Consider the following 6,988-nt stretch of genomic DNA (forward strand, 5'->3'; position numbering starts at 1 on the left):
AAGTCTGGTCGGCGTGACGGGAAGGAGCTGCCATGTCGACCGGCCGGGATGGTGACGTGGTCGACCTCGCCGAGGTCGACGCCGGGATGGTCGAGCTGGTCGGCGGCAAGGCCGCCGGGCTCGGCGAGATGGTGCGCGCCGGGTTCCCGGTGCCGGGCGGGTTCTGCGTGACCACCCGGGCGCACCGGTCCGGGGTGGTTCCGGTCGCGGAGGTCCTCGCCGCCTACCGGGATTTGGGCTCCGGCCGGGTCGCCGTGCGCTCCAGCTCCACCGCCGAAGACCTCCCGGACGCCAGCTTCGCCGGGCAGCACGACACGTTCCTCGACGTCGAAGGACCGGACGCGCTGGTCGACGCCGTCGAGCAGTGCTGGGCCTCGCTGAACGGCGAGCGCGCCGTCGCCTACCGCGAGGCGAACGGGATCGACCACGAGTCCGCGCACATGGCCGTCGTCGTGCAGCGGATGGTCGACGCCGAGGTCGCCGGTGTGCTGTTCACCGCCAACCCGCTCACCGGTTCCAGGTCGGAGATGGTCGTCGACGCCGCACCGGGGCCGGGCACCGCAGTCGTGGACGGCAGCGTCGACGCGGATCACTACGTCATCGGCGGCGAGATCGCCGAAGACCGCGGCTGCCTCGGCCGAGCTGAGCTGGAATCGTTGCGGGAGTTCGGTTTTCGCGTGCAGGAGCACTTCGGGTCTCCGCAGGACGTCGAGTGGGCCATCGATCGCAGCGGGGCGTTGTGGGCGGTGCAGTCCCGGGCGATCACCACGCTCTTCCCCCTGCCGCCGTCCTCGGGTGGTTCGCAGCCGCGCGTCTACTTCGAGATGGGGCACATGCAGGGGATGCTCCGGCCGTTCACGCCGGCCGGGATGTCCGCGATGCGGTTGGCGGCCGAGATGTGGCTCGGCCCGTCCCGCGCCAGGTCGATGATGAGCGTCTGGGTCGTCGACGTGAGCGGGCACCTCTACAGCGACCTGACGGATTTCCTGCGCAGCAAGTGGACCCGCGAGCAGGTGCCGCAGATGATGCGCACCTACGGGCCGCGGTGCGAGGCGATCGCGCAACGGTTGCTCGAAGATCCCCGGTTCGCCCCGCAGCGCGGGATGCCGATTCGCCTGCCCTGGCTGAAGATCCTGCTGCGGCTGGTTCCCGCGACGGTGGTCGGCATCGGGCGCTCGCTGGCTCGACCGGACGCGGCTCGGGCGCGAGCGTTCCAGCGCGTGGCGGAGATCCGGCGCAAGTCCGCACCGGCGTCGCGACCGGCCACCACCGCCGAGCGGTTCCGGCTCGCGGAAAAGGCGCAGGAGCTGTACTCCGGCAAGGAGGTCATGGACGTCATCTGGCCGATGATGACCGGACTGCTGGTCAGCCAGCTCTCGCGCGGCCTGCTCCGGGGCATCGCCGAGGACGCCGAACTCGACACCGTGCTGCGCGGATTGCCGCACAACATCACCACGATGATGGACCTGGCCCTGTGGCGGGTGGTGCGCGATCTGGACGACGAGCAGCGCGAGCTGCTGCGCAGCGCGCCACCCGCCGAACTGGCCGCCCGCTACCGCAACGAGGAACTGCCGAACATCGGGCTGGCGGCGTTCCTCGACGAGTTCGGCAACCGCTGCGCCGCGGAGGTGGACATCGGCGTGCCGCGCTGGTCGGAGGATCCGGCACCGGTTTTCGCCGCCATCGCCAACTACCTGCAGATCGCCGACCAGGAGCAGGCACCCGACCGACGGTTCGCGCGCGCCGCGGCGCAGGCCGAGAAGACCGTCGCGGAGCTGACCGCCCGGGCCCGGCGGATGCGGTCGGTCCGCGGTCGGCTCGCCGGCTTCCTCCTGCGGCGCACCCGCCAGCTGACCGGGCTGCGGGAGCTCGCCAAGTTCGCCTGGGTGCACCCGCTGGCCGAGATGCGCAGGCAACTGCTGCTGGTCGGCGAGGACCTGGCCGCGCGCGGGCTGCTCGACCGGCCCGGTGACGTCATGTTCCTGGAGCTGGAGGAGATCCGCGCCGCGGTCGCGGGCCGCGACCAGCGGGCGCGCGCGGCGTCCCGCAAGGCCGTGCACCAGCGGGAACTCGCCCGCCGCCAGGTCCCCGTCGCGCTGCTCTCCGACGGCACCGACCTGGAGGCGATCGCCCCACCGGAGGTGGCGGACGGGGCGTGGACCGGGCTCGGGGCATCGCCGGGAACCGCCACCGGCCGGGCCCGCGTGATCCACGACCCCACCGACGCGCGCGTCGAACCCGGGGAGATCCTGGTCGCCCCGACCACCGACCCCGGCTGGACACCGCTGTTCATGACCGCGGCCGGGCTCGTCACCGAAACCGGATCCCCGATGGCGCACGGACCCACCGTCGCCCGCGAGTACGGCATCCCAGCGGTCATCTGCGTCCGCGACGCCACGCACCGCATCGAAACCGGCCAGCTCATCACCATCGACGGAACCGCGGGCACCATCACCCCCGGAACCCACCCGCTGAACCACCCCTGACCGGCAGCACCGGCGTCCAGCGCGGCTTCGCCGGGGTATCAACTCGCCACCACGACCCGGATGTACCTATCGTCGTCCAGTCAGCATCGTCCGTTCCCCCAGGTCGTGAGCATCATGAACTCGCGGTCGCAAGCTTCCCCACTCCGCGTTCTGGGCGCGGCGGCACTGATCGCCGGCCTCGCGGCAGGGTGCGGTACCACCCCACCGGCGCACTCACCGCCCGCACCTGCACCCGGCCCATCGGCACCACCAGGCTCGCCGACGCTGGACTGGGCTGCGGTCGAGCGGTCGTTGGGAACACCCCTCGACACCGGCGAAGGCGCCGAGCGGAGCACGGACTTCCCGCGCACCGACCTGCACGTGAACACCCGGGGCGTGCAGCTGCAGCCGGGCATGGAAATCGGCGCAGAAGTACATTTCCTTCCCACCGGCGGCAACAACGCGTTGCTGATCGGCGAGATGACCGTCACCGACAGAGAACAACCCCGCGTCATCGACGCACTGCAGCGCGGTGGCCTGGAAATCACCGCCGTCCACAAGCACATGTACGCCCAAACACCAGATCTGTGGTGGGTGCACTTCGACGGCTACAACGACGCCGCAGCCGAAGCCGCTGCGGTGCACAACGCACTGGCCGCCACCGCCATGCCGCCCAAGCCGCCTCCGGGCGCTGAAGAACCCCTGCGAGGCCTCGACACCGCCGCGCTGGACCACATCATCGGCGCGAGTGGACGAGCAGAGGACGGCGCGTACCAGTACCACGTCCCGGTGACCATGCCCATCACCGACACACGCGCCCAAGTGCAGCTCCCCTATCCGATGGAAGCTTCCACCCTGCTGCTGTTCCAGCCCCTGGGCAACAACCAAGCCGCGATCAACGGGGACTTCGCGCTCACCGCCGACCAGCTCAACCCCGTCATGTCCGCGCTGCGGGAACACGGCATCCACATCGTCACCGTGCACAACCACATGATCCACGAGCAGCCGCGCCTGTTCTACGTGCACTACTGGGCCACCGGCGACGCCCCCACCCTCGCCAGAGCTCTCCGCGCCGCACTGGACCGAACCCGCTGAGCGCAAGTACCCGGGGAATGATCGGCTAAGGCCGAGCGCGGGGTTCTGGAGGCCGTTGAACCCCTTCCCACCCGCTTGCGAGTGGGGCACGGTGCAGGACAACCGCAGCCTCAACGCCGGAGAAGACCGATGAAGCTTCGTTTCCGCGACTCAGAAACCCAGGCCGAGGTGATCATCGGCCCGCGCCGCGGCCTGTTCCGGATCTGCCTGCGCCGACCCGCTCCCGGCTCGGCGAGCGGCGCGGGCGAATTGCGCCTGCTGCTCGTCGCCGACCTCCTCCGGCGGGTCGCGGAGGACATCCACGGCATGCAGGTGCAGACCGCGGTGGTCGCCGACGATGTGCCGGAGGACTGGGACGGCGTCCTCGACGCCCTGTGGATCCCGGCCCCGGCCGGCTATGCCCGGTCGCTCGACGACTCGGCAGGGGTGCTCGGTGGGCCCGCCGATGTGGTGCTGGAGCACACCCCTCATGACGGTTCGCCCGCCTCTGCACCATCTCCTCCGCAGCACCGCCCGCCTGCGCTCCGAGTAGGTCCCGTCTTCACCGAAACGAGCCAGACCGGCTCAGCTGCTGAAATCGTGGCGGCGCTGACCACCGGCGGGTCAGATCCGTTGGCATTGCGCATCGCACTGCTGCAAGACCGCCACGACCAGCCGCTGTCGTTGACACCGGCCCGGCTCGACCAGGCCGCTGACGTGCTGGATCGGTGGCGACGTCTCGTCGCCGGTTGGGCGGACCACCGGTCGGCACCGATGCCCGCTCGCATCGTCGAGCAGGCGTACGGCGCGCTCGACGACCACTTCGACGTCGGCGCAGTCATCGAGATCCTGCACGGCCTCACCGACGATCCGACCGTCCAGCCGGGGGCCAAGTTCGAAACGTTCGTCCACTTCGATCGGATCTTGGCGCTCGAGCTCGTTCGCTACCTGGCGCGTCCTCCCGCCTGAACAGCGGCTCGCACACCGAGCGATGACAACGTCCCTGAAGTGCTGCGGGCACCTCGACCAGGAAACGACCGAAGACGTCGTTGTCCTATGTGGACCAGAGCAGGGGAAATGACCTTCCCGGCTCAGCCGAGCACCGGGTCGGTGGCGGCGGCACCAGGTGACGTCTGCTCGTCGAAGCCCACCGGCATCCGCGCGGGGACGATCAGCACCGGGCACCTCGCCTCGTGGATGCACTTGAGCGCCGTACCGCCCAGCAGCGCTTCGGAAACACGGCTCCGGCCGCTGTCGCCCAACACGAGCAGCCCGGCCTGCGCCGAGCGTTCGGTGAGCACCTCCGCCGCATCGCCCTCGACGAGTTCGACGTGCAGCTCCGGTGTCGTGGCCCCGGCCAAACTCACCCGCGCAACGCGGTTCAGCGACTGCCAGTGCCGTTCCCGCACGTCATGCGGTGTCTGGTCCGGCCGCATCAGCAGCGGCCCCGGCCCGGCGAGAACCGCCCTGGACTCCCAGGCCATGATCGCGTGCACCGGAAGGCACCGCCGCCGCGCCTCGACCAAGGCCCAGCGCAACGCCCGCGCGCTGGCCTCAGATCCGTCCACTCCCACCACGACTGCCTCGCGGTGGCCCTCGGCTCCCACTTCACACCTCCGCCGGAACCGTCACCCGCTCCCGGCATCCGGTCGCACTGCTCGCTTCGCCGCGGTGCGGAGGGTGGCGCGCATGATGGCCCTGACGAAGGGCCGCACCGTGCGCCAGTACAAGGTGAAGATCCGGCGGGTGATCGGGTCGTCAAGCATGGTGCGGACATCGTAGGTCGCGATGCTGCCGCCGCGACCGTACGGACGCACGGAGAACGCCGCGGCGATCTTGCCGCGCCCCGGCTTCCCGTACCCCGGAAACTCCACCGCCGAGATCTCCTCCATCCGCACGATCGGCGTCCAGAACCGCCCCACCGCACCGAAAACCACCTCGCGGCCCGGTTGTTCACCCAGCAGCACCCACTCACCGCTGGTGCACAGGTCGTCGAACGTGAGCCGCGTCGGTTCCCGAGGCGGAACACGGCGTTCGATCCGCTCCGGCAGCCCCCGCATCCACCACGCGAAATCCGCGATCCGCGAGTGGATGTCGAGCAGGTCCAGATACCGCAGCGCCCGGTACATCTCCTCCGGCGGAGCATCGGTCACCACGTGTTCAGCCACACCGACGTCGCAGCGCGGCGCGAAGTCGTCGATCGTCACCGAGCGCTCGGTGACCTCCCAAGTCGGCGATTCGACTCCGGGAGGACGCATCCGCGTCTCATCAGTCCTGTCACCCATGTCCTCACCTCCGTTCCGGGAGGGCACCCCCGACCGTGGAGCACCCGCCGCAGCCCGGCTAGAGGCGATGGTCACGAGCTCACCCGCCCAGTTCGCGGAGGAGGGGATCGCCCAGCACGCGCGGTTCCAGGCGGATGCGCGCGTCCGGGATCCGCACCCCGCTGCCGGTGGCGATGACGGGATTGAGGTCGGCTTCGACGACCTCGGGCAGCAGCTCGGCCAACCGCGCGGTTCGCAGCAGCACGTCGACCACCGCACCGGTGTCCAACGCCCGGTCGGCGTCGGGGCCGAACAGTCCTGGAGCGGCCCGCAGCTCGTCGAGCATCTCGCGGGCATCGCGGGTGGTGAGCGGGACCAGCCGACGGCTGCGGTCGGCGATCAGGTCGGTGTCGGTGCCGCCCATGCCGAACACGATCATCGGCCCGAACGAGGGTTCGCTGAGCACGCCGACGAGGAATTCCCGCCCCGGTTCCACCATCGGCTGCAGCGCGGCCCCGCGGAACCCGGACCCGAAGCGCTCGCGCAAGCGCGCCCACCCAGCACGCAGGTCGGCGACGGTGGACGCGTCGAGCACGACCCCTCCAGCACGGGCTTTGTGCAGGATCCCGTCCGCGCTGACCTTGAGCGCGACGCTGCCGCCCATGTCGCGGAACGCGGTGAGGGCTTCGGATTCGGTGCGGCACAACGTCGTGGGTACGACCGGCAGGCCGAACGAGGCGAGCAAGTCCTGCACCGCCTCGGGTTCCAGCCAGCCGCCGCCGGGTGACCGGTCCAGCGCCGCGACCACCGAGGCCCGAGCGGCCGCGAGGTCGATGCCCGCGAGATCCGGCACCGCACCGCGCGGTCGGGCCAGCCAGGTCGCGTACCCGACGACGTCGGCCAGCGCCTTCGCGGCGAGCTCGGGATCCGCGAACACCGGAACCCGGAACGCCCCCGAGCCGAGCGGGCGGAACGATTCCGGCTGGCCGGGCCGCACCACCAGCACGGGCTTGTCGCACCCGCCGGCGCGAGCGCGGGCCACCGCGCCCGCCAGCGCTTCGCCCGGGTCGCCGATCGCGGTGCGCAGGACCGGCACGACGAGTGCCTGCACCGCCGGATCCCGCAGGACGGTCTCCAGGCTCGTGCCGAAGGTCGCCGCGTCGATGGTCGCCGTGGTGTCCACCG

6 protein-coding genes are annotated in these 6,988 nt (G+C 70.9%); 3 read left to right on the plus strand and 3 right to left on the minus strand.

The features are described from left to right. The first annotated feature begins 32 nt into the window (after positions 1–32). The 3 genes from OU415_RS01290 (at position 33) to OU415_RS01300 (ending at position 4,508) form a co-directional block, all read left to right on the plus strand. The gene (locus OU415_RS01290; protein ID WP_270946614.1) at positions 33–2,486 is read left to right on the plus strand and encodes a PEP/pyruvate-binding domain-containing protein; all 2,454 of its coding nucleotides are present in this window, start codon (positions 33–35) and stop codon (positions 2,484–2,486) included. Positions 2,487–2,600: 114 nt separating this feature from the next. Beyond that, entirely contained in the window at positions 2,601–3,560 is a 960-nt protein-coding gene (locus tag OU415_RS01295; RefSeq protein ID WP_270946623.1) for an LppY/LpqO family protein, read from the plus strand. 129 nt (positions 3,561–3,689) lie between these two features. After that, positions 3,690–4,508: a cysteine--tRNA ligase gene (locus OU415_RS01300; RefSeq protein ID WP_270946615.1), complete on the plus strand. Its 819-nt coding sequence runs from the start codon at positions 3,690–3,692 to the stop codon at positions 4,506–4,508. A 122-nt stretch (positions 4,509–4,630) separates the two neighbouring features. Here the strand turns inward: OU415_RS01300 and OU415_RS01305 are convergent, their stop codons facing one another. The 3 genes from OU415_RS01305 to OU415_RS01315 form a co-directional block, all read right to left on the minus strand. Beyond that, positions 4,631–5,146, minus strand: a complete 516-nt coding sequence (locus OU415_RS01305) for a universal stress protein (RefSeq protein WP_270946616.1) — start codon at positions 5,144–5,146, stop codon at positions 4,631–4,633. 21 nt (positions 5,147–5,167) lie between these two features. After that, positions 5,168–5,824 carry a hypothetical protein gene (locus OU415_RS01310; RefSeq protein ID WP_270946617.1) on the minus strand — a complete coding sequence of 219 codons (657 nt, stop codon included), beginning with the start codon at positions 5,822–5,824 and terminating at the stop codon, positions 5,168–5,170. Positions 5,825–5,903: 79 nt separating this feature from the next. After that, positions 5,904–6,988 (minus strand): acetate--CoA ligase family protein (locus OU415_RS01315; RefSeq protein ID WP_270946618.1); only part of this gene is annotated, 1,085 nt, incomplete at its 5' end.

Source organism: Saccharopolyspora oryzae (assembly GCF_027853915.1).
Classification (GTDB): domain Bacteria; phylum Actinomycetota; class Actinomycetes; order Mycobacteriales; family Pseudonocardiaceae; genus Saccharopolyspora; species Saccharopolyspora oryzae.

Excerpts from the sequence above, each read along its gene's own strand:
- OU415_RS01310 (WP_270946617.1), bottom strand. The coding sequence starts at position 5,824 with ATGGGTGACAGGACTGATGAGACGCGGATGCGTCCTCCCGGAGTCGAA.
- OU415_RS01300 (WP_270946615.1), top strand. The coding sequence starts at position 3,690 with ATGAAGCTTCGTTTCCGCGACTCAGAAACCCAGGCCGAGGTGATCATC.
- OU415_RS01290 (WP_270946614.1), top strand. The coding sequence starts at position 33 with ATGTCGACCGGCCGGGATGGTGACGTGGTCGACCTCGCCGAGGTCGAC.
- OU415_RS01295 (WP_270946623.1), top strand. The coding sequence starts at position 2,601 with ATGAACTCGCGGTCGCAAGCTTCCCCACTCCGCGTTCTGGGCGCGGCG.